1 protein-coding gene is annotated in these 1,469 nt (G+C 70.2%); it reads left to right on the top strand.

Annotated elements, in window-relative coordinates; translation table 11 throughout:
* Positions 1–243: 243 nt before the first annotated feature.
* Positions 244–1,446, top strand: coding sequence for an IS110 family RNA-guided transposase (locus AF1_RS32500; RefSeq protein WP_131733080.1), 1,203 nt, complete (start codon positions 244–246; stop codon positions 1,444–1,446).
* Positions 1,447–1,469 lie beyond the last annotated feature (23 nt).

Below are 1,469 nucleotides of genomic sequence, written 5' to 3'. Positions count from 1 at the left end.
CCCCGTTACCGTTTTCACGTCCCCGCCACGGTGGGGAGCCAGGTCACCCGGCCCGGCATGACTCAAGCCCCCTGTCGCAGGCATGATCCGGGGGGTGTTGTCACCGGGCCCGGGTGGCGTCGGTGGACCGCTCATAGGGACAAGGCACCTTCTGTGACGAAGTGATCGTCTCGCCGTAACGTGGATGCCGGCAGCCGTCGCCAGGACTTGTGACCAGGCCAAACACCCCGGATCGAGGTAGACGTGAGCGTCGAGTACGCGGTGTTTTTGGGGTTGGACGTCGGCAAGGGCGAACACCACGCCTGCGCCCTGGACCCCTCCGGCAAGAAGCTGCACGACAAGCCCCTGCCCAACGACGAACAGCGGCTACGCACCCTGTTCACCCAGCTCGGCCGCCGCGGCCGGGTACTGGTGGTGGTCGATCAGCCCGCCTCGATCGGTGCGCTGCCCGTCGCCGTCGCCCGGGACCAGGGCTGCCAGGTCGCCTACCTGCCCGGCCTGACCATGCGGCGCCTGGCCGACCTGCACCCCGGCAACGCCAAGACCGACGCCCGCGACGCCTACATCATCGCCGACGCCGCCCGCACCCTCCCGCACTCCCTGCGCCGCGTCGACACCGGCCAGGAAACCCTGGCCGAGCTGGAGGTCCTGGTCGGGTTCGACGACGACCTGGCAGGCGAATCAACCCGGCTGGTCAACCGGATCCGCGGGCTGCTGGTCACCATCCACCCCGCCCTGGAGAGGGCCCTGGGACCACGGCTGCACCACCCCGCCGCGCTGGAGCTGCTGATCACCTACGGCGGCCCGGACGGGCTGCGCGCCGCCACCGCCGACCAGCTGCTGGCCACCACCCGGCCGCTGGCACCGCGCATGGCCGGACGCCTGATCGAGGCGGTCACCACGGCCCTGGACGCCCAGACCGTCGTGGTTCCCGGCACCGCCGCGGCCGCGACCGTCCTGCCCCACCTGGCCCGATCCCTGCGATCAGTCCACGACCAACGCGACCAGGTCGCGGCCCAGGTGGAGGAGATCCTCGATGCCCACCCTCTCGCCGGGGTCCTGATCTCGATGCCCGGCATCGGGATCAGGACCAGCGCACGAATCCTGCTGGAGATCGGCGACATCACAGCGTTCGCGACCCCCGGACACCTGGCCGCCTACGCCGGACTGGCGCCCGTCACCCGCCGCTCCGGATCCTCCATCAAGGGCGAACACCCACCCAAGGGCGGCAACAAGGCCCTCAAACGCGCCATGTTCCTGTCGGCGTTCGCCTCCCTCTCCGACCCGCTGAGCAGGGCCTACTACGACCGCAAGCGAGCCGAGGGCAAGAAACACAACGCCGCCCTCATCTGCCTGGCCCGCCGCCGCAGCGATGTCATCTACGCCATGCTCCGCGACAAACAGCCCTACCAGCCCTCACGCAAACCCGCCGCCCGAGCAGCTTGACGAATCCCATAGGGACACCCCCC

It is taken from the genome of Actinomadura formosensis NBRC 14204 (assembly GCF_001552155.1).
Classification (GTDB): domain Bacteria; phylum Actinomycetota; class Actinomycetes; order Streptosporangiales; family Streptosporangiaceae; genus Spirillospora; species Spirillospora formosensis.
The sequence above is the reverse complement of the archived record's forward strand: the minus strand, read 5'-3'. Positions and strand labels throughout refer to the sequence as shown.